Here is a 269-nt window from a genome sequence, read left to right as displayed (position 1 = left end):
GATCGGCCTCGCCCTGCCGTTTCTCGTGCGCTCCGATTATTCGCTCACGGTCATGTCGACGGCCTTCATCTTCGCGCTCGCGACAATCGGCCTGAATCTGCTCACCGGCTACACCGGCCAGTTCAATCTCGCGCACGGCGGCTTCATGGCGGTGGGCGCGTATGCCGCCTGGAACTTCGGCGTGCGCTTCCCGGGCATGCCGCTGATCGTCCAGATCCTGCTGGGCGGGTGCTTTGCCACCATCGTCGGCGTCATCTTTGGCATTCCCA

The 269-nt window shown here is 63.9% G+C and carries 1 protein-coding gene; it reads left to right on the top strand.

What is annotated here, in order from left to right:
• Nucleotides 1-269: ABC transporter permease subunit (locus SB751_RS31020; RefSeq protein ID WP_410749149.1), on the top strand; the 269-nt coding region annotated here is incomplete at both ends.

The organism is Cupriavidus sp. SIMBA_020 (genome assembly GCF_046535395.1).
Classification (GTDB): Bacteria; Pseudomonadota; Gammaproteobacteria; order Burkholderiales; family Burkholderiaceae; genus Cupriavidus; species Cupriavidus campinensis.
Note: the sequence above shows the minus strand (reverse complement) of the source record. Positions and strands in the feature narration are given on the sequence as shown.